Source organism: Salinivibrio sp. ML290 (assembly GCF_001995695.1).
Taxonomy (GTDB): Bacteria; Pseudomonadota; Gammaproteobacteria; order Enterobacterales; family Vibrionaceae; genus Salinivibrio; species Salinivibrio siamensis.
Genome location: NZ_MUEY01000001.1, coordinates 23,425 through 44,556 on the forward strand (window position 1 = coordinate 23,425; position 21,132 = coordinate 44,556).

Annotated in this window: 21 protein-coding genes; 13 read left to right on the forward strand and 8 right to left on the reverse strand. The window is 49.9% G+C overall.

All coding sequences use genetic code 11. The features are described 5' to 3' along the window. Positions 1–60 precede the first annotated feature (60 nt). From pomA to thiI, 3 genes are all read left to right on the forward strand, one after another. Positions 61–822: a flagellar motor protein PomA gene (gene pomA / locus BZG23_RS00130; RefSeq protein ID WP_046073765.1), complete on the forward strand. Its 762-nt coding sequence runs from the start codon at positions 61–63 to the stop codon at positions 820–822. Between the two features lie 46 nt (positions 823–868). Continuing rightward, the gene (locus tag BZG23_RS00135; protein ID WP_077605803.1) at positions 869–1,807 is read left to right on the forward strand and encodes a flagellar motor protein MotB; all 939 of its coding nucleotides are present in this window, start codon (positions 869–871) and stop codon (positions 1,805–1,807) included. Between the two features lie 148 nt (positions 1,808–1,955). Beyond that, positions 1,956–3,404, forward strand: coding sequence for a tRNA uracil 4-sulfurtransferase ThiI (gene thiI, locus BZG23_RS00140; protein WP_077605804.1), 1,449 nt, complete (start codon positions 1,956–1,958; stop codon positions 3,402–3,404). A gap of 68 nt (positions 3,405–3,472) precedes the next feature. Here the strand turns inward: thiI and BZG23_RS00145 are convergent, their stop codons facing one another. The 7 genes from BZG23_RS00145 to BZG23_RS00175 all read right to left on the reverse strand — a co-directional run bounded on the left by BZG23_RS00145 (position 3,473) and on the right by BZG23_RS00175 (position 9,801). After that, positions 3,473–4,078 carry a DJ-1 family glyoxalase III gene (locus tag BZG23_RS00145; protein WP_077605805.1) on the reverse strand — a complete coding sequence of 202 codons (606 nt, stop codon included), beginning with the start codon at positions 4,076–4,078 and terminating at the stop codon, positions 3,473–3,475. Continuing rightward, positions 4,075–4,965: a 2-dehydropantoate 2-reductase gene (locus BZG23_RS00150; RefSeq protein WP_077605806.1), complete on the reverse strand. Its 891-nt coding sequence runs from the start codon at positions 4,963–4,965 to the stop codon at positions 4,075–4,077. The genes BZG23_RS00145 and BZG23_RS00150 overlap by 4 nt, the downstream gene beginning before the upstream one ends. Positions 4,966–5,053: 88 nt before the next feature. Continuing rightward, positions 5,054–5,869 carry a nucleoside-specific channel-forming Tsx family protein gene (locus tag BZG23_RS00155; RefSeq protein WP_046073870.1) on the reverse strand — a complete coding sequence of 272 codons (816 nt, stop codon included), beginning with the start codon at positions 5,867–5,869 and terminating at the stop codon, positions 5,054–5,056. 221 nt (positions 5,870–6,090) lie between these two features. Then, positions 6,091–7,485, reverse strand: a complete 1,395-nt coding sequence (locus BZG23_RS00160) for an AmpG family muropeptide MFS transporter (RefSeq protein ID WP_077605807.1) — start codon at positions 7,483–7,485, stop codon at positions 6,091–6,093. A gap of 21 nt (positions 7,486–7,506) precedes the next feature. After that, positions 7,507–8,067, reverse strand: coding sequence for a peptidylprolyl isomerase (locus tag BZG23_RS00165; protein ID WP_077605808.1), 561 nt, complete (start codon positions 8,065–8,067; stop codon positions 7,507–7,509). Between the two features lie 2 nt (positions 8,068–8,069). After that, on the reverse strand, positions 8,070–8,639 hold the full coding sequence (locus tag BZG23_RS00170; protein ID WP_046073758.1) for a YajG family lipoprotein: 570 nt from the start codon (positions 8,637–8,639) through the stop codon (positions 8,070–8,072). A 19-nt stretch (positions 8,640–8,658) separates the two neighbouring features. Further along, complete coding sequence (locus tag BZG23_RS00175) at positions 8,659–9,801, reverse strand: methyltransferase (RefSeq protein WP_077605809.1); 1,143 nt, start codon at positions 9,799–9,801, stop codon at positions 8,659–8,661. A 175-nt stretch (positions 9,802–9,976) separates the two neighbouring features. On the opposite strand from BZG23_RS00175, the gene bolA reads away from it, so the two are divergent. The 10 genes from bolA (at position 9,977) to dinB (ending at position 19,124) form a co-directional block, all read left to right on the forward strand. Continuing rightward, complete coding sequence (gene bolA / locus BZG23_RS00180) at positions 9,977–10,288, forward strand: transcriptional regulator BolA (RefSeq protein WP_046073756.1); 312 nt, start codon at positions 9,977–9,979, stop codon at positions 10,286–10,288. Positions 10,289–10,707: 419 nt separating this feature from the next. Beyond that, a complete protein-coding gene (locus tag BZG23_RS00185) occupies positions 10,708–12,048 on the forward strand; it encodes a Na(+)-translocating NADH-quinone reductase subunit A (protein WP_077606003.1) in 1,341 nt (446 codons plus the stop codon). A 3-nt stretch (positions 12,049–12,051) separates the two neighbouring features. Beyond that, on the forward strand, positions 12,052–13,293 hold the full coding sequence (locus BZG23_RS00190; RefSeq protein WP_077605810.1) for an NADH:ubiquinone reductase (Na(+)-transporting) subunit B: 1,242 nt from the start codon (positions 12,052–12,054) through the stop codon (positions 13,291–13,293). Next, complete coding sequence (locus BZG23_RS00195; protein ID WP_077578617.1) at positions 13,283–14,086, forward strand: Na(+)-translocating NADH-quinone reductase subunit C; 804 nt, start codon at positions 13,283–13,285, stop codon at positions 14,084–14,086. Before BZG23_RS00190 ends, BZG23_RS00195 begins: the two co-directional genes overlap by 11 nt. Beyond that, positions 14,079–14,711: an NADH:ubiquinone reductase (Na(+)-transporting) subunit D gene (locus BZG23_RS00200; RefSeq protein WP_046073753.1), complete on the forward strand. Its 633-nt coding sequence runs from the start codon at positions 14,079–14,081 to the stop codon at positions 14,709–14,711. The genes BZG23_RS00195 and BZG23_RS00200 overlap by 8 nt, the downstream gene beginning before the upstream one ends. 6 nt (positions 14,712–14,717) lie before the next feature. Next, positions 14,718–15,314, forward strand: a complete 597-nt coding sequence (gene nqrE / locus BZG23_RS00205; protein WP_046073752.1) for an NADH:ubiquinone reductase (Na(+)-transporting) subunit E — start codon at positions 14,718–14,720, stop codon at positions 15,312–15,314. A 31-nt stretch (positions 15,315–15,345) separates the two neighbouring features. Continuing rightward, positions 15,346–16,569, forward strand: a complete 1,224-nt coding sequence (nqrF, locus tag BZG23_RS00210) for an NADH:ubiquinone reductase (Na(+)-transporting) subunit F (RefSeq protein ID WP_046073751.1) — start codon at positions 15,346–15,348, stop codon at positions 16,567–16,569. A gap of 84 nt (positions 16,570–16,653) precedes the next feature. Further along, positions 16,654–17,670, forward strand: a complete 1,017-nt coding sequence (locus tag BZG23_RS00215) for an FAD:protein FMN transferase (protein ID WP_046073750.1) — start codon at positions 16,654–16,656, stop codon at positions 17,668–17,670. A 101-nt stretch (positions 17,671–17,771) separates the two neighbouring features. Beyond that, positions 17,772–17,993: a (Na+)-NQR maturation NqrM gene (nqrM, locus tag BZG23_RS00220; protein ID WP_046073749.1), complete on the forward strand. Its 222-nt coding sequence runs from the start codon at positions 17,772–17,774 to the stop codon at positions 17,991–17,993. 54 nt (positions 17,994–18,047) lie between these two features. Then, complete coding sequence (dinB, locus tag BZG23_RS00225) at positions 18,048–19,124, forward strand: DNA polymerase IV (protein ID WP_077605811.1); 1,077 nt, start codon at positions 18,048–18,050, stop codon at positions 19,122–19,124. Here the strand turns inward: dinB and BZG23_RS00230 are convergent. Next, a complete protein-coding gene (locus tag BZG23_RS00230; protein WP_198532101.1) occupies positions 19,121–20,596 on the reverse strand; it encodes an aminoacyl-histidine dipeptidase in 1,476 nt (491 codons plus the stop codon). The two genes, dinB and BZG23_RS00230, sit on opposite strands and share 4 nt — an antisense overlap. Between the last annotated feature and the right edge of the window lie 536 nt (positions 20,597–21,132).

A 21,132-nucleotide genomic window follows, 5' to 3' on the forward strand; every position in this document is an offset into this window, starting at 1 on the left:
TATAATCAATACCCTAAAAAATGAAAAACAATGACTTGATGTAATTTAAGGGAGACTGACGTGGATATAGCGACGCTCATCGGCATTATCGGCTCGTTCGCATTCGTAATAATGGCGATGCTGTTGGGCGGCACCATGAACATGTATTTTGATGTGCCATCGGTGCTTATCGTCATTGGCGGGAGTTTATTTGTTGTTCTCACCAAATACACCGTAGGACAGTTTTTTGCCTGTTTTAAAATTGCAGGCAAGGCGTTCATGTTCAAATCTGATGACCCCGAGGATCTGATTGCCAAAATCATTGAGATGGCTGACGCCGCCCGTAAGGGTGGCTTCCTCGCGCTCGAAGAGATGGAGGTCAGTAACTCGTTTATGCAAAAAGGCGTGGACTTGCTCGTCGATGGTCATGATGCCGACGTGGTTCGCGCCACGCTTCACAAAGATATTAACCTTACCGAGGAGCGCCACGATCATGGCATCGGTTTTTACAGTGCCTTGGCTGATGTGGCCCCCGCGATGGGGATGATAGGGACCTTGATAGGGCTGGTGGCCATGCTATCGAACATGGATGATCCGAAGGCGATTGGCCCTGCAATGGCGGTTGCTTTGTTGACCACCATGTACGGTGCGATGTTGGCCAACATGGTGGCGACCCCCATCGCCAATAAACTTGCCTTGCGCAAGGAGCAAGAGAAACTGAATCGACGCTTGATTATGGACGGCTTACTTGCGATTCAAGATGGACAAAACCCGCGTGTCATTGATGGCTTTTTGAAAAACTATCTCAATGAGGGTAAGCGTGAGGTTGATGTCGATAATTAATCGGACTGAGGTTTTGGCTTCAGCGAGCGCCAATTAAGGAGTCTTCATGGCACAACAACAAGAAGAAGAGGAATGCAAATGTCCGCCTCCCGGCTTACCGCCGTGGATGGGGACGTTTGCGGACTTGATGTCGCTTCTTATGTGCTTTTTCGTCCTTCTGTTGTCATTTTCAGAGATGGATGTGCTTAAGTTTAAGCAAATTGCCGGTTCGATGAAGTTCGCTTTCGGGGTACAAAATGTCCTTGAGGTGAAAGACATTCCCAAAGGGACCAGTGTGATTGCCCAGGAGTTCCGTCCGGGACGCCCAGAGCCGACACCGATTGAAGTCATCATGCAGCAAACCATTGATATGACGCAGCGCACCTTGGACTTTCAAGAGGGCGAAGATGATCGGTCGGGCGGCTCCCAACGCAATACATCAGATAAGGAAGGCGGCACCAGCGCCCAAGTGGCGTCGCAACTGGAGCAGCAGCGAATGCAGCAGCAACTTGAGCAGCTGCAAAAGGCGTTGATGCAGGCGTTACAACGCGAAATCGATGAAGGCGCGGTTGAAGTAGAGAATTTAGGGCAACAGTTGGTGATAAGGATCCGCGAAAGAGGAGCGTTTCCACAAAACTCGGCGTTTCTGCAGCCTAAGTTCCGCCCAATGGTGCGTCAAATCGCGCAACTGGTAAAAGACGTGCCGGGGGAAATAAAAGTCTCAGGACATACCGACAGCACACCTTTGGAGTCAGAGCTGTACCGATCCAATTGGGATCTCTCCGCACAGCGTGCGGTGTCAGTGGCACAAGAGATGGAGAAAGTGCCTGGTTTTAACCATTTAAGGATGAAAGTGGAAGGCCTGGCGGATACCAAGCCGCGTGCCCCGAACAACTCACCGGAAAACCGTGCATCTAACCGACGCGTGGAAATTGCTGTGATCCAAGGAAAACCCACCTATTCGGATGAAATCTCTACCGAGAACGCGGCCCCCAATGCCCCCTAGCGGCCTATCCCGGTGATAACTGACTGTCTGATAAGGCAAGTTATCACCGGTCACTCCCACTTTTTAGCGACGCAAAAATACCCGGTTTCAGCGGCAGCCTGGTTATTGTATAATCCGCGGCCTTGTTTCCAGCTGTATCGAACCGGTTATGAAGTTTATCGTTAAAATTCACCCTGAGGTGATCGTCAAAAGTGAGTCAGTCAGAAAGCGTTTTACAAAAATCCTCGAGTGCAATATTCGTAATATTTTAAAGCGTCGGACTGATAATACGGCGGTATATAACCGTCGGGATCACATTGAGGTGACGTTAAAACAACCTAACGAGCGCCAATTGGTTTTGGATGTGCTGACCAACACACCAGGCGTGCAAACTGTGCTTGAGGTTGAGCAAACCCTGTTTAACGATTTACATCATATCTATGAGCTCACTTTGGCGGACGTACGTCATCAAATCGAAGGCAAAACCTTTTGTGTGCGCGCTAAGCGTCGTGGGCAGCATGACTTTACCTCTATCGATCTTGAGCGCTATGTCGGTGGCGGATTAAACCAAGCCGTCCCGTCGGCCAGCGTGCAACTGAAAAAACCGGATGTCACCGTGATGATGGAAGTGGACCACGACAAGCTCAACGTGGTGAAACATCGTCACGCAGGCTTAGGGGGCTTTCCGCTCGGTACACAGGAAGATGTATTGAGCTTGATCTCTGGCGGGTTCGATTCAGGCGTTTCCAGTTATTTGCACATTAAACGCGGCAGTAAAGTGCACTACTGTTTCTTTAATCTAGGCGGAAAATCGCATGAAACGGGTGTGCAGCAGGTGTCTCATTACCTATGGAATAAATTTGGTTCGTCGGCCAAAGTGAAGTTTATTTCGATTGATTTTGAGCCAGTTGTTAACAACATCCTGGAAAATATCGATAACGCGCAAATGGGCGTGGTGCTTAAGCGTATGTTTATGCGTGCGGCGGCCATGGTGGCCAAACGGTTTGGTATTCAGGCACTGGTGACCGGTGAGGCGTTAGGACAGGTGTCGAGCCAAACACTGACCAACCTTCGCATGATTGATAATGTCACCGATAGCTTGATTTTGCGTCCACTGATTAATTGGGACAAAGAAGACATTATTCAAACGGCGCGTAAAATTGGTACGGAAGATTTCGCCAAGACCATGCCTGAGTATTGTGGCGTGATTTCCAAAAAGCCAACGGTGAAAGCCGAAAAAGCTAAGCTGGAACACGAAGAAACCAAATTTGATTTTAGCTTGCTAGAACAAGTGGTTGATAACGCCACTGTGATGGATATCCGTGATATCGAAGCATTGAGCCAAGAAAAAGCGCCGGAAGCGGAGCTGGTTAATGAGGTAGAGAACGGCGCGGTCGTGCTTGATATTCGCAGCCGTGAAGAGCAAGAAGATAAGCCTCTTGAGATTGAGGGCGTCGATATCGTGCATATTCCCTTCTTTAAACTGGCGACCCAGTTTGGCGACCTTGACCAAACGAAAACCTATTTGCTCTATTGCGAGCGAGGCGTGATGAGTCGCTTGCAGGCGCTGTATCTTAAAGATATGGGCTTTGAGAATGTTAAAGTGTATCGGGTGTAACGCAGTTTTGCCGCAATAAAAACAGGCAGCCATTTGGCTGCCTGTTTACGTTTGAGCCTTGCATGAGCCTAGCCTTCTGTAAACTTTTTCTCATAATGCAGTTGAGGCAGAGGCATCATCGGCTCCGCGACTTGCCATGCCAAGGCTTTGCCGCCGAGCACGTGAACGATTTCAATCGCGAACTCCATTGCCGAGCCTGGCCCCTGACTGGTAATTAAACGGTGGTCATAATCGGTCATCACGCGGCGGCGGCTTAGCCATTGCTCTGGGATCTGATCGCTAACGCTCGGGTGACAACTCATGTGTGACTGTGGGAATAGCTGGTGGCGTTGTAGCACCAGCGCCGGTGCGGCACAAATCGCAGCGACCCACGCATTGTCGCTCTGTTGTTGTTTAACCATTTCAGTCACAAGGTTGCTGTTCCCCAAACACTGCGCGCCTTCAATCCCTCCGGGTAAGATCACACAGTCAAACGGTTGATCGGCCACCATCGCCAGCGCCGCGTCGCAAACTAGCTTCACGCCACGCGAGCAGGTTAGCGTCAGCGCGCCATCCGGATCAGCACTGGCGACAGTGACGTTAAAGCCGGCGCGCTTCATGACATCAATGGCGGTCACGGCTTCCATTTCTTCAGTGCCGTTAGCAATACAAATCAGGATGCGTTTGTCACTCATGATGATTCCTTATTCCTTTGTGCTTGTTGCATGGCTTGATAAAGCTGCTGGTGATGTGGGGTTGAGATCTGGTGTGCCTGTGCGCGTTGTAACACATAGCCTGTAATGTATTCCAGCTCTGTGGAGCGCTGATAAAACACATCCCGATTCATTGAAGAGTAGTTGTCTGCGGTTGCCTTGGCGACCGTTTCCACGCGTTGACGCACTTCGGTGGCAGAGGCAAGGATCCGCTCTGCTCGCATTACCGTGGCCAACTCTTGGCACAGCGCATCAATGATTGGCTCATAATCAAGCTTGAGCAACTCACCATTTTTTATCCTGTGTAAAGCGGTGAGCGGGTTGATGACGCTATTGACTGCCAGTTTATACCATAGCGATTCAATGATATTGGTCTGCCAGGTTGCTGTCGGCAAGGCATGATCCAACACATCGGCGAGAAACTGGCAGGCTTCACCGGCTTTGTTACCTGCCCCGAGCGCCGTGGGGCCATTGCCCGTATGTTGATACTCGCCTGTTTCAGCACGAAATACACCTTGCGAGGTGGTTGCGAGTAGCAGCGGTTGGCTGGCTGGTAGAGAATTAATGAGCCATTGATGCGGCCCCATGCCGTTATGCATCAACATCACCATGGTCTCCGGCTCAAGATGAGTAAAGCACGGGGTTAAGGCTGCTTGCACGTCATAGGCTTTTGTGCATACCAGCCAAAGATCACTGTATCGAAGTACGTCTGGTTGATTGGCGGGCAAGGTAAGGGAGGCGCCGTCCAGGTTGAGCTCTCGCTGATGAGCGCTATCGCGGGTGATAAGATGAACGTGATGACCCGCTTGGCTTAATTTTACCGCCCATAAGGTGCCGATCGCACCCGCGCCTATCAAGGTGATCCGCATGACACTTGCCTATCGATGAAAAGGCCAGTGTATCACAGACAATATAGAGCAGGGAGCAAAGCGCCGGCAGGGACCGGCGCTGGATAGATTAGAACTTGTAGGTCGCGCTAAGGTAGTGAGAAATACCCGAGCTTTCAGTTGTACCGGCATCTTCAATTAAGTAGACGTCATTGTATGCTTTTAGGCCATAGCCGAGGGCGTAGTTATCTGAGTGCCAGTACAGGCCGTTAAACATCGCACCGCCATGGGTCGCCTGACTGCTGCCTTTAAAGGTATCGTCAGCACCGAATTGGTAATCGATATAACCTTGGTACGACAGGAAGCTGCCATTGTCGAAAAAGTGGAAAGGTTTAAACCAGTTAGTCGAGAACTGATAGCCATTCCAATCTTTTTTATTGATGTCATACAAGCCATAAAGGTTCATGCCCACTTTGCCAAACCAAGGTAGCTCAACATCGGCACCGATACCCCAGAATGAATTATTTGTGTCTGACTTACCGCCCCCCCAGTTAAACAAGGTCGAGAAGTAGACTTCTTGTACAGGGCCAAACGACAAGTCTTGTCCGGTGATGCCATCAATCGAGAAGCGTGGCGCCAATTTCATGAAGGACTTAGCGGCGTCTTTCTTATTGTTGTTGTCGCTGTCGCTTTCTGCCAAGTCAAAAATATCCACATAACCATAGAGATCGACCACGCCTTTACGGCCGCCAAACTCCATTTCTAGATAGTTGTGGTCTTTATCGGTGTCATCACCAAATTGCGGCTTTTCGTTAATGGCATACATGGCATTAAACTGAAGCCATTTATGATCATTTTTGTAAATGTCATCCGAGTAATCGGCGGCGTTGGCAACGGATACACCGCTGGCGGCGATAACGGCGAGTGCGAGTAGGGATTTTTTCATAGTGACTGCCTCTGCTGGGTCTTGTTGTTGCGCAGTGCGCATTGGACAGAGGCAGTATATTGATTAAGTTCACTATAAAGAATGTAATAAACATAGACACAAAAAAAGGCTGTGATCCGCGGCAAGTTGTAAAGCGTTGCATGACAGTTTTATGTGATYTTTGTTACTAAAACAATCACAGCGTCGCACAAAATTTTGCACTCCACTGTGATATGTCAGGGTTAGTCGCGACGGGAATCTAGGCAGTGTCCAGCACGCTTATCATTTTGTGACGGAGGTTGGCGAAAGTGCCTGCCAATATAGATCAGCATGACCAGTCCCGGGATCACCATTAACGCAGTTATTACGAAAAATGTTGACCAGCTATCGAGCCAGTCGACCATCATGCCACTGAATGACGCGACTGTGGTGCGACCTAAGTTCCCCAAGGACGCGAGCAGCGCATATTGGGTAGCTGAGAACGCGCGACCGGTTAAGAAGGTTAAAAAGGAGACAAACGCAATGGTGGCAAACGCTGAGGTAAAGTTGTCTACCAAGATGGCACCCAGTAGCAGATGCTCGTTGGGGCCGACCATCGCAATCCACGCGAACATTAAGTTGCTGGATGCCATGGCGACACCGCCAATAAATAGGCCTTTAATCACGCCAAAGCGCAGATTAATGTAGCTGCCAATCAGGGTGTAGACCACGGTGAGTCCCCAGCCGACCAGCTTGGAGTAATAGCCAATTTGCTCATTGGTAAAGCCGACATCTTTGTAAAACACGATCGACATGCGACCGAGAAAGGCTTCGCCCAATTTGAACAAAAACACAAACAACAACAGCGTGAGGGCTACATTGATACCGTTGCGACGAAAGAACTCGGCAAAAGGTTCCACGACGGTGACGGCAAACCAAGCTTGGAAGCCACTATAGCCTTGATTGAGGTAATGTTTGGTGGCCTTGTCTTGGCGCTGTTCGCGATCACTGACAGGCTCTTTGACATACAGGGTAGCCAAGATCATTAAGCCGACAAAGCCGGCCATAATCACATAAACTTGGCTCCACCCTATGGCATCGGCATTAATAAAACCGATATAGCCAGGCACGGAATAACCTGTCCACCAACCAATGACCGACATGGCCGAGGCGAGCGGAAACTTCTCGGTTTCGTGCTCGGCGAAGTTATCGATACGGAAGGCATCAATGGCGATATCTTGCGTGGCTGATGCGAGGGCGATAGAAAAAATCAATGACGAAAGAACCAGAGTGGTGACCCATGGGTCGATCGCTTGCAGGCCTTGCATGTTAACGCGAGACAAGGCCAAGGTGGCTAAAAGCATCAATGATTGTGTCACCACAATCCAGCTGCGGCGATGGCCGAGCTTCTCATTCAATACCGGGATCTTAAGCCTATCGAGCAGGGGGGCCCACAAAAAGTTGACGGCGTAAAGGACAAACACAGAGCCAAAAAGGCCAATGGCCGTGCGCGATAACCCCTCATCGGCGAGCCAACCATTTAAGTTGGAGCCAATTAATACCCAAGGGAAACCACTGCAGCACCCCATTAAAAAAACAAAGAGCAGGCGACGGTCGGCGTAGGCCGCCAAGGTCGTTTTTAGCTTGGATGACTGCATAGCAAAGGGCCTACATGAATACTAGGGTGACGACACACGGTCGATAGCGGTAATAATAATCGGTTGTTGAGGGACGTCCTGCATCCGTTTGCTGGGGATAGTAACGGTTGGCTGCTCGGTCATGGTCAAGATAGTGTTAAATCCTTCCACCACGCGGCCAAACACGGCATACCCCAGCTTGTTGGGGGTTGCATCTAAAAAGCCATTATCACTGACATTGATGTAAAACTGGCGGGTGGCAGAGTCCGGATCTTGGGTTCTGGCCATCGCGATAGTCGCGCGACGGTTACGCAGGCCATTACGCGACTCATTATCGACTGGCTCATAGGATGGACGGCGATTGAGGTCTTTATCAAATCCGCCTCCTTGTACGACAAAACGTGGGATCACCCGATGAAATTGGGTGCCGATGTAACTGCCATCCTCGACATAGCGTAAAAAGTTGCTGACCGTCTTGGGGGCTTTGTCCTCATTAAGTTGCAAGACAAAGTCTCCTTGGGTTGTTTCAACGGCCACCATCACATTGGCGTGCACTGGCGCAACCGCCAGTGCAAGTACCCATAAAAGTGCGCGTACCTTCATGATTAAAAGTGCGCTTTCATGTGATCAAGCAGTTGCTCATCATTGGCGATGTCTTGTAAGACAGCTTCCAGCAGGTTGTTTAATGCCATTTCGATATCATCAGGCGAGGCGCTGCTAACGCCGCTTTGGGTTGATTTGCCGGTATAACGTTTTACAAAGCGGCCATCGGGCGATTCAGCGACCAGTTGCAGCTGTACGGACGCTTCCATATCGTGCTTAAACACCGTGTGTTTTACACGAACTAACGCGTCGAGAATATCTAAACGTAGCATGCCAGGGCCGTTCGCCACGACGCGGAACCCTTGTGCAGAAAGCTGGCGTGAAAGTGTGTCTTCAAGAACCACGCGCAAGTTTTGGCTGGCATGTAAAGGTTTGACATTGGAGCGACCGCTATCAATCACCGCGACGAATTGAGCCGTCCGTAAGTCCTTACTCTTTACCACCACAGGAAGATTGTTGACCTGTTGCTGATTGGATGACGCTGGAGACGGTGCAATCGTTAGTTGTGGCTCGCGAGGTGTTGAGCAGCCCGCTAGGACTAGCACAGCGGCGGCAATAATCAGTTTCTTCATGGGGTTCAGCATCCTTTTGTTAAAATTGGGCGTTGACTGCCTTGAGAATAACGAATTTTTTATTTGACGCAACGACAGTCACGTTACCAAAAAGACGTTTTAGCTTAGTATGATAGCCAAGATGACGATTGCCAATGACTAAAAGCGCACCATTCGTGGTCAGAACACGTTTTGCGTCACAAAACATTTGCCAAGCAATGTGATCAGTGATGGTTTGTTGCTGGTGAAAGGGTGGGTTACATAACACTAGGTCAATATCTGTGGGTTCAAAACCGGTAAGGCAATCTCGTGCTTCACATTGGAAACGGCGCGCGTCAATACCATGGCTTTCAAGGTTGTGTTTTGCGCTGGCGACGGCCATATGGCTTTCATCGACCGCATAAATGTATGCCTGTGGGTTGGTACGTGCCGCCTGCAGGGCAAGCACACCATTACCACAGCCTAAATCCACTATTTTTCTTTCGTCGCGCGAACTTGGGATTTGCGGAAGCATTAAGTAAGCCGCGATATCCAGCTTTTTGGCGGAAAAAACATTGGGCCAATTAGCCAAGCGCATCGAAAACTCAGGCACATCGACATAGCTAAGTGGCTCGGTTGGCTTTTGAGTCTGGGCGTTAGCGGTAACAAAAATCAAGCGCGCTTTTTTCTTTGCCAACGAGGTGGTGGTTGCCCCAAGCCAGTGCTCAAACTGATTCAGCGTAGAGGTATGGATCTCTTTTGCCTTGGCACCGGCGAGGATGCGTGTGGCCGGTGTCGTCACAGAAGCCAGTTGCTGAAGTTGCCATGCCAACATTTTACTGCTTTTAGGCACCCGCATGAGCACCGCATCAAACCGTTTAGGCAGTGGTTCCGTACTCTTTACCAGCTCAATGTCTGGAAGCTGGTTTTGGCGAAGATTCTCGAGGGTTGCTTGTTGTGACACCACGGAGTCGCTGACGGAGACCACGTCACAACCCAGCGCGCTTGCCCAACAACTCAACGCGCCAAATTGATCATTGAGAATTAAAACCCGATCGCCGGCCTCAAGTTGCCAGGTGCTAGCGTGCTCAATGATATATTCATCTGCCGCATCAAAGGCCTGGAGCGTTTCATTTTTTCGGCGCGGGTAGCGGTGTAGTGTCAGGGGAGATTCGCCGCTTGGGGTTGCAAGTTCTGTTTTCATGGGAGCGTTTGCGTCGGAGGTCACAGACTGCGTATATTGTCGCACTCACACCACAACTGCAATTCAAACTCGGTGCGTATGCCATTAATGATGGCGTGATCAGGCTATTGAATTCGCAATTTTATAGATAACGACTAAGATCTGGGCAACTTGCCCTTAATCGGTTGGGGAAGCCATGAAAATTCAAACGCAAATTACAGAGAAACTGACCCAGGCTTTTGCGCCTGTTCATCTTGATGTCCGCAATGAAAGCTACATGCATAACGTACCTGAAGGGGCAGAGAGCCACTTTAAGGTTGTCGTGGTATCAGATGAGTTTGAAGGTAAGCGTTTAATACAGCGTCATCGTGCTATCAATACCACTTTGGCGGACGAGCTCGCTGATGATATTCATGCATTGGCCATTCACACTTACACCCCAGAAGAGTGGCAAGAGCAAGCACATGCGCCAGACTCACCCGCATGTCGCGGTGGTGGTTTGAAATAAGAGTTAGCCAATGTGCTTAGGCGTGTTGATTCTTCACGTTATGGCAACAAATTCTTACATAAAGTCGTCGTTGGCGTGCCTATCAATGCGTCGCTTGGCACACAACGCCAAGGGCTTGAGGTTGGGTACCCTAACCTTAAAGCGAGCAAAAAAACAACAGTAAAACTGTGAGCTTACAACGAGCATTGTTTGTACAGGTATGCATAATTGCCACGCCCTGGTGACAATACCCATAGAATCAATACTGGGGTTAGTGATAGAATGCCGTGCTTAAAGACTAACCTAGGCTACCTTTGTGTAACGTCATGGTTAGCAGGATGTTGCGACGGTGCGCCCTCAGGCCACCATACAGTCGAAAGTCGTGTCTTTAACTGCGCAATAACAGAATTCTTTTTCCCGTTAATGTAGTGCAAGTGCGTATGATTACAATAAAAAAGGGTTTGGATATCCCCATTGCTGGGACTCCTGCTCAGGTGATAAATGATGGCCCAGCTGTCAAGAAAGTCGCCTTGCTTGGCGAAGAGTACGTTGGAATGCGCCCCACGATGCATGTGCGAGTGGGTGATGTGGTGAAAAAAGGCCAGGGTCTTTTCGAAGATAAGAAAAACCCAGGTGTGGTATTTACTGCTCCCGCAGCCGGTAAAGTGGTTGAAGTCAACCGCGGTGCCAAACGTGTTCTTCAGTCTGTCGTCATTGAAGTCGATGGCAACGAGCAAGTGACATTCAACAAGTACGAAGCCTCGCAATTGGCCTCCATTGAGCGCCAAGCGGTGGTTGATCAATTAGTTGAGTCGGGCATGTGGACCGCGCTCCGTACACGTCCGTTCAGCCGTTCACCCGCTATTGATGCGGTGCCGGAAGCCATTTTTGTTAATGCGATGGACACTAATCCGCTCGCCGCGGATCCGAAGGTGATCATTGATGAGCAAAAAGAGGCATTCGTTGCAGGTCTTGATGTACTCTCCTGCTTAACTGACAAAAAAGTGTTTGTCTGTAAAGCGGATGTTGAGTTACCCACCAGTCAGCAACCTAACGTTGAACAACATGTCTTCGCTGGTCCTCACCCAGCAGGCTTAGTTGGCACCCATATCCACCACTTGCGCTCAGCAAGCATGGAGAAAAAGGTGTGGCATCTGAACTATCAAGATGCGATTGCGTTTGGCCACTTGTTCCTTACCGGTGAAATCAACACTGACCGTGTGGTGTCATTGGCTGGCCCGATGGTTAACAAGCCACGCTTGGTGCGCACGCAGTTAGGCGCGAACCTTGATGAGCTGACTGAAGGCGAGCTAATGGCGGGTGAAAGCCGTGTTATCTCTGGCTCTGTGCTGTCGGGGACAAAAGCGTCTGGCCCACATGCTTATTTGGGTCGTTTCCACTTGCAAGTCTCTGTATTGCGCGAAGGCAATGAGAAAGAGCTGTTTGGTTGGTTGTCGCCAGGTAAAAACCGTTTCTCAGTGACGCGTGCTTACCTTGGTCACCTATTCAAAGGCCAACTTTTCAATTTGAYCACCTCGACCAATGGCAGTGATCGTTCCATGGTACCAATCGGTAATTATGAGCGAGTAATGCCACTAGATATCGAGCCAACAATGCTGCTGCGTGATATCTGTGCTGGCGATACAGATAGCATGCAACAGCTGGGCGCGCTGGAGTTAGATCCTGAGGATTTGGCCCTATGTACCTTTGTCTGTCCAGGCAAGTACGAATACGGACCAATGCTCCGCGAAAGCCTAGAAAAGATTGAGAAGGAAGGGTAACTGATGAGCCTTAAAAATTTTCTAGAGCAAATCGAGCCACACTTTGAGCCAGGTGGCAAACATGAAAAATGGTTTGCCCTGTACGAAGCGGTTGCCACCATTTTGTACACCCCGGGTATGGTGACTAAAGCCGGCGCGCACGTGCGTGACAGCATCGATTTGAAACGCATCATGATCATGGTGTGGTTTGCTGTGTTCCCCGCAATGTTCTGGGGTATGTACAATACAGGTAACCAAGCCATTATGGGCCTGAACCATTTGTATGAAGGCGCGCAGCTTGCGCAAATCATTGAAGGGAATTGGCACTATTGGCTGACTGAGGCGATTGCGGGGCCGCTAACCGCCGCGGGATGGGGAACCAAAACCATTCTAGGCGCCACCTACTTCCTGCCTATTTATGCCACCGTATTTATTGTGGGTGGTTTTTGGGAAGTCCTGTTCTGCATCGTGCGTAAGCATGAAGTCAACGAAGGTTTCTTCGTTACCTCGATTCTCTTTGCGCTAATCGTGCCGCCAACCTTGCCATTGTGGCAGGCTGCACTGGGTATTACCTTTGGTGTCGTGGTTGCAAAAGAAATCTTCGGGGGAACTGGGCGTAACTTCTTGAACCCGGCGCTTGCCGGACGAGCGTTCTTGTTCTTTGCTTATCCCGCGCAGATCTCTGGCGATTTGGTGTGGACAGCTGCAGACGGCTACTCAGGCGCAACGGCACTGAGCCAATGGTATTCAGGTGGTGAAGAAGCACTGCAACACAATGTCACTGGACAAACGATGTCTTGGATGGATGCCTTTATCGGTAATATCCCAGGCTCTATCGGTGAAGTGTCAACCTTGGCTATCTTGATTGGTGGTGCGGCCTTGGTATATATGCGCATTGCCTCATGGCGCATCATCTTAGGTACCTTCTTGGGTATGGCCGTTGCGGCAACCCTGTTTAACCTGATTGGTTCCGACACTAACCCGATGTTTAGCATGCCTTTTTACTGGCACTTGGTACTTGGTGGCTTTGCATTCGGCATGATGTTTATGGCAACGGATCCCGTTTCAGCCGCGTTTACTAACAAAGCGAAGTGGTGGTACGGCGCATTGATCGGTGCCATGGCTGTGATCATTCGCGTGGTCAACCCAGCATACCCTGAAGGCATGATGCTGGCGATCCTGTTCGCTAACCTGTTTGCACCCTTGTTCGATAACTTGGTGATTCAGGGCAACATCAAACGGAGACTGGCTCGTAATGGCAAGTAGTAACGATAGTATTAAGAAAACGCTGATCGTTGTTATCGCGTTGAGCTTGGTGTGCTCAATCGTGGTGTCCGGTGCAGCGGTAGCGCTACGTCCTTTGCAGCAGATGAACGCAAAGCTAGACGTACAAAAGAACATTCTTTCAGTCGCCGGCATTGAGGTGTCGGGCGGTAAGAGTGCGATCAACGATGCGTACAACAAGTACATTGAGCCGCGTCTAGTTAGCCTAGAAAAAGGCGACTTTGTTAGCGCTGATGCGGTGAATGTTGAGGAAGTCGCTGACTATGATCAGCGTGAAGCCGCCAAAGACCCTGAATTGTCAAGAAAACTGAGTGGTGAGGAAAACATTGCGGGTTTTGGCCGTCGTGCTGATATCGCAAAGATCTACTTAGTGAAAAACGACGCAGGTGATTTGCAACGTCTCATCTTGCCAGTTAAAGGCTCGGGTCTTTGGAGCATGATGTATGCGTTTGTTGCGGTCGAGCCCGATGGCAATACGGTGGCAGACATCGTCTATTATGAGCAAGGGGAAACCCCGGGCTTGGGTGGCGAAGTTGAAAACCCGAAATGGCGCGCGAAGTGGGATGGCAAAAAGCTGTTTAACGACCAAGGCGAGCCTGCTATCAAGGTGGTTAAAGGCGGTGCACCGAGTGATAGTGAGCACGGTATTGATGCGCTATCGGGTGCAACCCTGACCAGTAACGGTGTGGAGAAACAATTTGATTTCTGGCTAGGTGATTTGGGCTTTGGTCCATTCCTAGCAAAAGTTCGTGAGGGAGGCCTGACCAATGGCTGAAGCGAAAGAACTGAAGAAAAATCTGCTATCGCCGGTGTTAGACAATAACCCGATTGCCCTTCAGGTTCTCGGTGTATGTTCGGCACTGGCGGTGACGACGCAGATGCAAACGGCCTTTGTTATGACCTTGGCGGTGATGTTCGTGACTGCCATGTCTAACTTGTTCGTATCGCTCATCCGCAATCACATTCCTAACAGTGTACGTATCATCGTGCAAATGGCGATCATCGCGTCATTGGTTATCGTGGTTGACCAGACACTTAAAGCCTTTGTCTACGATATTTCCAAGCAGCTATCGGTATTTGTTGGCCTTATCATTACCAACTGTATCGTGATGGGGCGCGCGGAAGCGTATGCGATGAAATCGTCGCCGCTGCCGTCATTTATCGATGGTTTGGGTAACGCATTAGGTTATGGTTTCGTTCTGATGACGGTTGCCTTCTTCCGCGAGCTTCTGGGCTCAGGCTCTGTCTTTGGCGTGTCTATCCTGCCTGTAGTCAGTGAAGGGGGTTGGTATCAGCCAAACGGCATGATGCTATTGGCCCCATCTGCATTCTTCCTAATCGGCTTTTTGATTTGGATTGTGCGTACCTTCAAACCAGAACAAGTTGAAGCGAAGGAGTAACAGCACATGGAACATTATTTGAGCCTGCTGGTGCGCTCAATCTTTATTGAGAACATGGCGCTGGCATTCTTCCTCGGCATGTGTACGTTCTTGGCGGTATCTAAGAAAGTAAAAACGGCGTTTGGCCTTGGTGTCGCCGTGGTGGTGGTATTGACTATCGCAGTACCGGTTAACAATTTGGTCTACAACCTGATCCTGCGTGAAGACGCGTTGGTGAAGGGGATCGATCTAAGCTTTCTAAACTTTGTGACCTTTATCGGTGTTATCGCCGCATTGGTCCAGATCTTGGAAATGGTATTAGATCGCTTCTTCCCGCCACTTTACAACGCGTTAGGTATCTTCCTGCCGTTGATTACGGTGAACTGCGCCATCTTTGGTGGCGTATCATTCATGGTACAGCGTGATTACAACTTCGCAGAGTCAGTCGTATATGGCTTCGGCTCTGGGGTGGGCTGGATGTTAGCCATCGTCGCCCTTGCGGGTATCCGTGAGAAAATGAAGTATTCAGACGTGCCGCCAGCACTGCGGGGATTGGGAATCACCTTTATCTCTGTTGGCCTGATGGCATTGGGCTTTATGTCTTTCTCTGGTGTGCAACTGTAAGCCGGGTAAACTGCGAGAAAAGGAATAGTCAATGGACATTATTCTTGGTGTAGTGATGTTTACTCTGATTGTGCTGGCATTGGTATTGGTGATCTTGTTCGCCAAATCCAAGCTGGTACCAACCGGAGACGTCACAATTGATATCAATGACGATCCTGAAAAAGCGATCGTTACTCAGCCAGGCGGTAAACTGCTTGGCGCACTGGCCGGTGCTGGTGTGTTTGTATCGTCTGCCTGTGGTGGCGGTGGTTCATGTGGTCAGTGCCGCGTGAAGATCAAAGAAGGTGGTGGTGATATTCTGCCGACCGAGCTTGACCACATCACCAAAGGTGAAGCACGTGAAGGTGAGCGTCTTTCATGTCAGGTTGCAGTCAAGCAAGACATGAAAATTGAGCTTCCCGAAGAAATCTTTGGGGTGAAGAAGTGGGAATGTGAAGTTATCTCCAACGATAACAAAGCCACCTTCATCAAAGAGCTTAAACTACGTATCCCTGATGGCGAGTCGGTTCCCTTCCGAGCTGGCGGTTATATTCAAATTGAAGCGCCACCGCACCACATCAAATACTCAGACTTTGATATTCCAGAGGAATATCTTGAAGACTGGGAGAAGTTTAATCTTTTCCGCTATGAGTCGAAGGTGGATGAAGAGATCATCCGTGCGTACTCGATGGCAAACTACCCAGAAGAGGAAGGCATTATCATGCTGAACGTGCGTGTGGCAACGCCACCACCACGTAATCCTGATGTGCCACCAGGTCAGATGTCGTCCTATATTTGGTCACTCAAGCCAGGTGACAAGTGTACAATCTCTGGGCCATTCGGTGAGTTCTTTGCTAAAGACACCGATGCGGAGATGGTATTTGTGGGTGGTGGTGCCGGTATGGCGCCAATGCGCTCACACATCTTTGACCAGCTTAAGCGTCTGAACACCGATCGTAAGATCACCTTCTGGTATGGTGCGCGCTCTAAGCGAGAAATGTTCTATGTCGAAGACTTCGATATGCTCCAAGAGCAAAACGATAACTTCGAGTGGTATTGTGCGCTATCGGATCCGCTTCCAGAGGATAACTGGGAAGGGGACACGGGCTTTATTCACAATGTCCTTTATGAAAACTACTTGAAAGATCATGAAGCGCCAGAAGATTGTGAATATTACATGTGTGGGCCGCCGATGATGAACGCCGCCGTGATTGGTTTGCTTAAAGACCTGGGTGTCGAAGACGAAAACATTCTTCTGGATGATTTCGGCGGGTAAACACCGACAGTCTGTCTTACCGCTTAATGGCTGGCCTATGGGTCAGCCATTTTACGTATGAAACTGATGTCGAAGGACACCACTATGAAGACGTTATGGTTACGCTGTGCATGGGTATTTGCGCTAGCTGTCGGATTGCTCGGTTGCGACCGTGCTCCTGAGCTGGTGCATCTGACCGGTGAGACCATGGGAACATACTACTCGGTGAAATATATCGCCACCGACAACGCGCCATCACAGGATGTGATTCAAGCTGAAATTGATAAGCGCTTGGAACGAGTCAACGATCAGATGTCGACGTATCGTACCGATTCTGAACTCAGCCAGTTCAATCAGCGGAAAGCGGATACACCAATGGACGTATCGCCAGCAACCGCGACCGTGGTGAAAGAAGCGATTCGGCTGAATGAGTTCACTCAAGGGGCGCTCGATGTCACTGTAGGCCCGTTGGTGAACTTATGGAGCTTTGGCCCCGAGAAACGCCCAGAGAATATTCCGAGCGACAAAGACATCGCCTCACGCATGGAAAGGATTGGGTTGGAGCATTTACAGGTTGAAGGCAACACCCTCACCAAAACCCATCCTGACTTGTATGTCGATTTGTCGACGATTGCCAAAGGGTATGGGGTAGATGTGGTCGCCAATTATCTCGCCACGCTTGGTCTCGATAATTATTTGGTTGAGATTGGCGGTGAGTTACAATTAAAGGGTGTCAACCAAGATCAAAACCCGTGGCGGATTGCCATCGAAAAACCCAGTGCTGGCGCGCAATCTGTGCAAGAGATCATTCAGCCCGGTGATATGGCCGTCGCTACGTCTGGCGATTACCGTAACTATTTTGAGCAAGATGGTGTACGTTATTCGCACATTATTGACCCCAAAACAGGACGACCCATTAATCATCACCTCGTGTCCGTCACTGTGCTTGATCCGTCTTGCATGACCGCCGATGGTTTAGCGACGGGCTTTATGGTGTTGGGGCCGGAAAAGGCCATGGCGCTGGCCAACCAAGCGGATATTCCCGCGTTTATGGTGGTCAAAACCGATGACGGGTTTACAGAAATGGCGTCAGAGGCCTTTAAACCGTACCTAAACCGTTAGTGCGTCACGCGCACTGGCGGCTACTATTACACGCATTAGGCGTGGAACTAGCGTTCAGCGTTATGTTGCTGAGCGTGACGACTAAAAGTAGGTGAGCAATTATGTCAGTTTTTCTTATCACCTTTGCTGTCTTTGTACTCGTCATTGCCGGCATGGCAATTGGTTACATCGTGCAGCAGAAAACGATCAGTGGTAGCTGTGGTGGCTTAGGGGCCGTCGGTATCGAAAAAGAGTGCGACTGCCCAGAGCCATGTGATGCGCGGAAAAAGCGAGAAGATCGCGCGGAAAAAACGCGTGAATGGAAGAAAAACCAAATCATCTAAAGAGAATGCCCACCGTGGTGACCGCCACGGTTGGGCTGTTAGCGACGCAGCATAATGACGAGCTCAAAAACCCGCCGAGCGAGCAAGAAAATTATCCATATCGACATGGACTGTTTTTATGCGGCCGTCGAAATGCGGGATAATCCTGCGTTACAAACCATTCCCTTAGCGATTGGTGGGTCTGCGGATGGGCGAGGTGTGATAGCGACCTGTAATTATCCGGCGCGCCGATTTGGGATCCGCTCGGCAATGGCGACCGCCCAAGCTCTTAAACTGTGCCCTGGGTTAACCGTGATGCGCGGCGATATGGGCAAATACCGCCGAGTGTCTCAGCAGCTTCATGCTATCTTTCATCGCTACACCGATCTCATCGAGCCGTTATCTTTGGATGAAGCTTACCTCGATGTCACCGACACTGTTTGTCTACAAAACTCTGCGACGCGGATAGCTCAAGCGATTCGGCGCGATATTTATAAAGAGCTTGGTCTTACCGCATCAGCCGGTGTAGCACCGGTGAAGTTTGTCGCTAAAGTCGCCTCTGACAAAAACAAACCGGATGGCATTTGTGTGGTGGGGCCTGAGCAGGTGGATGACTTTGTCCGTGACCTCCCTTTGCAGTCAATTCCTGGTGTGGGTCGAGTCACATTGACGAAACTACATGAATGGAACCTTTTTACCTGCGCAGATATCCAGGCCTGCGATCAAACCGGTTTGATACAGCGGATGGGGAAATTTGGTGCCGTGCTATGGCAGCGGGCGCACGGTATTGACCCACGAGAGGTTGAAGTTGAGCGAGTTCGCAAATCCGTGGGTGTAGAGCGGACCCTCTCCGAGGATATTGACCAGCTCGAGGCCTGTCTACCCTGGATAGATCACCTCTATCAAGCGTTATTGGTTCGCTTAGAAAAAGCCGATGCTAGTGGCCGAATTTGTCGGCAGGGGATAAAAATCAAGTTCAATGATTTTCAAACCACCACGGTGGCGCATCGATGCGAGTCACTTGACCGCGCGTTGTTTGATACCTTGCTGCATGAGGCGTTTTATCGTGGCGAGGGACGACACATACGACTGATTGGGCTATCGGTGGGATTGGGGGACGATAATGCCCCCCAACTTAGCTTACTGGGTTAGGCTGATTTAGTGGGGATCGCCYTTAAAATCGCCTGCATTTGCTGCCAGTAATGGCCCACACTGTCGATATGCACTTTTTCATCGGGTGAATGTGGGAACTTGATGGTCGGGCCGAAGGAGATCATATCCATCGTTGGATACGGCTTCTTAAACAAGCCACATTCAAGGCCAGCATGAATCACCATAATGTCAGGCTTACGCTGATAAATACCTTCATAGGTGTCACGGAAAATATGCATGATTTGTGAGTCAGGATCGGGCTTCCAGCCTGGATATGCGCCTGAGAACTCGACCGTGACATTGGCGAGGCTTGCCAAAGATTGCAGCATCCCCTGCATCATTTCTCTGCCTGAATCGATTAACGAGCGGATCAGAAATAGCACAGTAATGCGATCCTCTTCGGTGTTGATAACCCCTAAATTCAGTGACGTTTCGACCACGCCCGGAACATCATCACTCATTCTGACAACGCCGTTTGGTGCGGCATTCAAGGCCGCCAATAAACGGGATTGCACGGCGCGTGTCAGCGGTGCAATGGGGTTATCACACGGCTCTAGAATGACAGTGACTTGCTGTTCAAGCTGGCCAAGTTCGTCTTTCATCAGCATGGCAAAATCATCGACAGCCGCCGCCAGCGCTTGCTGCTGGCCTTTAGGGATGGCGATATCGGCAAACGCCTCTCGCGGGATGGCATTACGCAAGGTGCCGCCCCGCAATGCGAGTAGGCGTGTATCCGTTTCTCCAAGATGATGACTGAGCAAACGGGCCAGTAATTTATTGGCATTGGCGCGTCCGGTGTGGATGTCGACTCCTGAGTGACCACCTTTTAGCCCTTTGATCCCCACGGTAAAGCGCGCAAGCCCCTCGTCGTTGATTTGTCGCTCAATCGGAAAATGCATGCTGGCATCGACGCCACCGGCACACCCCATATAGACTTCGCCTTCTTGCTCCGAATCCGTGTTGAGCAAAACGTCGCCTTCTAGCCATCCTGCTTCCAAGCCAAATGCGCCATCCATTCCGGCTTCTTCATTGGTGGTAAGTAGCACCTCTAGCGGGCCATGCTCAATGTCATCAGCGTCTAGTACCGCAAGGCATGAAGCCATGCCAATGCCATTGTCCGCGCCTAATGTCGTGCCATCAGCGGTCACCCAGTCACCATCGACATAAGGACGAATAGGATCGCGAGTGAAATCGTGATCGGTATGCTCGTTTTTCTGCGGCACCATATCCAAGTGGGCTTGGAGTACGACCCCTTTACGGTTTTCCATTCCGGGCGTTGCCGGTTTACGAATAAATACGTTCCCCGTTTGATCCTGACGGACGTCTAGGCCGCGCCCTTTAGCCCAGTCGATAATAAATTGAGCAAGTTGCGACTCATGATAAGAGGGATGAGGAATAGCACAGATCTGGTCGAAGAATGCCCAAACGGGGCGGGGTGATAATTGGCTGATTTCAGACACGGTAGACTCCATTTTATTTTATCTATGGCCTTTTTCGTAGCAGGCCTCTCTGGAATGGAAAAACAAACCCAAGGATATCACTGTCTCTATGTCGACAACAGTCACGGAGAGAAACCACTTATGCCAGCATTACTAGGCGTTTTTACTGTAATTAAATTACACATATGAACTTTTTGTGACTATGGTCACCATTATGCTTGTAAATAAATTACCATTGGGGTATTATCTAGACATTGGCAACCAAGCTTGCCAGTTGTTCATGGAGTGAACCCGAGTATTCGCCTCCAAGGAACCGAGATAAATGTGAACAACATTGGTTTAAACTTGAGAGAGGTTAAAAATGGAAGGCATGGTATCAAGCTACTACTGGAACCAGCAGTCAGTCTATACACAAGGTTTTACGTATCCGGCACCGTTCGGGTATAGCAAGTAAGTTTTACGATTCCCCCGCTCTTACAGAGACATTTCTGATCCAGAAGCAAACGCTTTAATTCTGGCGCCGCACAATGTGTGGCGTTTTTTTTTGCCTGTTTGCTACCGAATAATGA

Excerpts from the sequence above, each read along its gene's own strand:
- BZG23_RS00135 (WP_077605803.1), top strand. The coding sequence starts at position 869 with ATGGCACAACAACAAGAAGAAGAGGAATGCAAATGTCCGCCTCCCGGC.
- thiI (WP_077605804.1), top strand. The coding sequence starts at position 1,956 with ATGAAGTTTATCGTTAAAATTCACCCTGAGGTGATCGTCAAAAGTGAG.
- BZG23_RS00145 (WP_077605805.1), bottom strand. The coding sequence starts at position 4,078 with ATGAGTGACAAACGCATCCTGATTTGTATTGCTAACGGCACTGAAGAA.
- BZG23_RS00150 (WP_077605806.1), bottom strand. The coding sequence starts at position 4,965 with ATGCGGATCACCTTGATAGGCGCGGGTGCGATCGGCACCTTATGGGCG.
- BZG23_RS00155 (WP_046073870.1), bottom strand. The coding sequence starts at position 5,869 with ATGAAAAAATCCCTACTCGCACTCGCCGTTATCGCCGCCAGCGGTGTA.
- BZG23_RS00160 (WP_077605807.1), bottom strand. The coding sequence starts at position 7,485 with ATGCAGTCATCCAAGCTAAAAACGACCTTGGCGGCCTACGCCGACCGT.
- BZG23_RS00165 (WP_077605808.1), bottom strand. The coding sequence starts at position 8,067 with ATGAAGGTACGCGCACTTTTATGGGTACTTGCACTGGCGGTTGCGCCA.
- BZG23_RS00170 (WP_046073758.1), bottom strand. The coding sequence starts at position 8,639 with ATGAAGAAACTGATTATTGCCGCCGCTGTGCTAGTCCTAGCGGGCTGC.
- BZG23_RS00175 (WP_077605809.1), bottom strand. The coding sequence starts at position 9,801 with ATGAAAACAGAACTTGCAACCCCAAGCGGCGAATCTCCCCTGACACTA.
- bolA (WP_046073756.1), top strand. The coding sequence starts at position 9,977 with ATGAAAATTCAAACGCAAATTACAGAGAAACTGACCCAGGCTTTTGCG.
- BZG23_RS00190 (WP_077605810.1), top strand. The coding sequence starts at position 12,052 with ATGAGCCTTAAAAATTTTCTAGAGCAAATCGAGCCACACTTTGAGCCA.
- BZG23_RS00195 (WP_077578617.1), top strand. The coding sequence starts at position 13,283 with ATGGCAAGTAGTAACGATAGTATTAAGAAAACGCTGATCGTTGTTATC.
- BZG23_RS00200 (WP_046073753.1), top strand. The coding sequence starts at position 14,079 with ATGGCTGAAGCGAAAGAACTGAAGAAAAATCTGCTATCGCCGGTGTTA.
- nqrE (WP_046073752.1), top strand. The coding sequence starts at position 14,718 with ATGGAACATTATTTGAGCCTGCTGGTGCGCTCAATCTTTATTGAGAAC.
- nqrF (WP_046073751.1), top strand. The coding sequence starts at position 15,346 with ATGGACATTATTCTTGGTGTAGTGATGTTTACTCTGATTGTGCTGGCA.
- BZG23_RS00215 (WP_046073750.1), top strand. The coding sequence starts at position 16,654 with ATGAAGACGTTATGGTTACGCTGTGCATGGGTATTTGCGCTAGCTGTC.
- nqrM (WP_046073749.1), top strand. The coding sequence starts at position 17,772 with ATGTCAGTTTTTCTTATCACCTTTGCTGTCTTTGTACTCGTCATTGCC.
- dinB (WP_077605811.1), top strand. The coding sequence starts at position 18,048 with ATGACGAGCTCAAAAACCCGCCGAGCGAGCAAGAAAATTATCCATATC.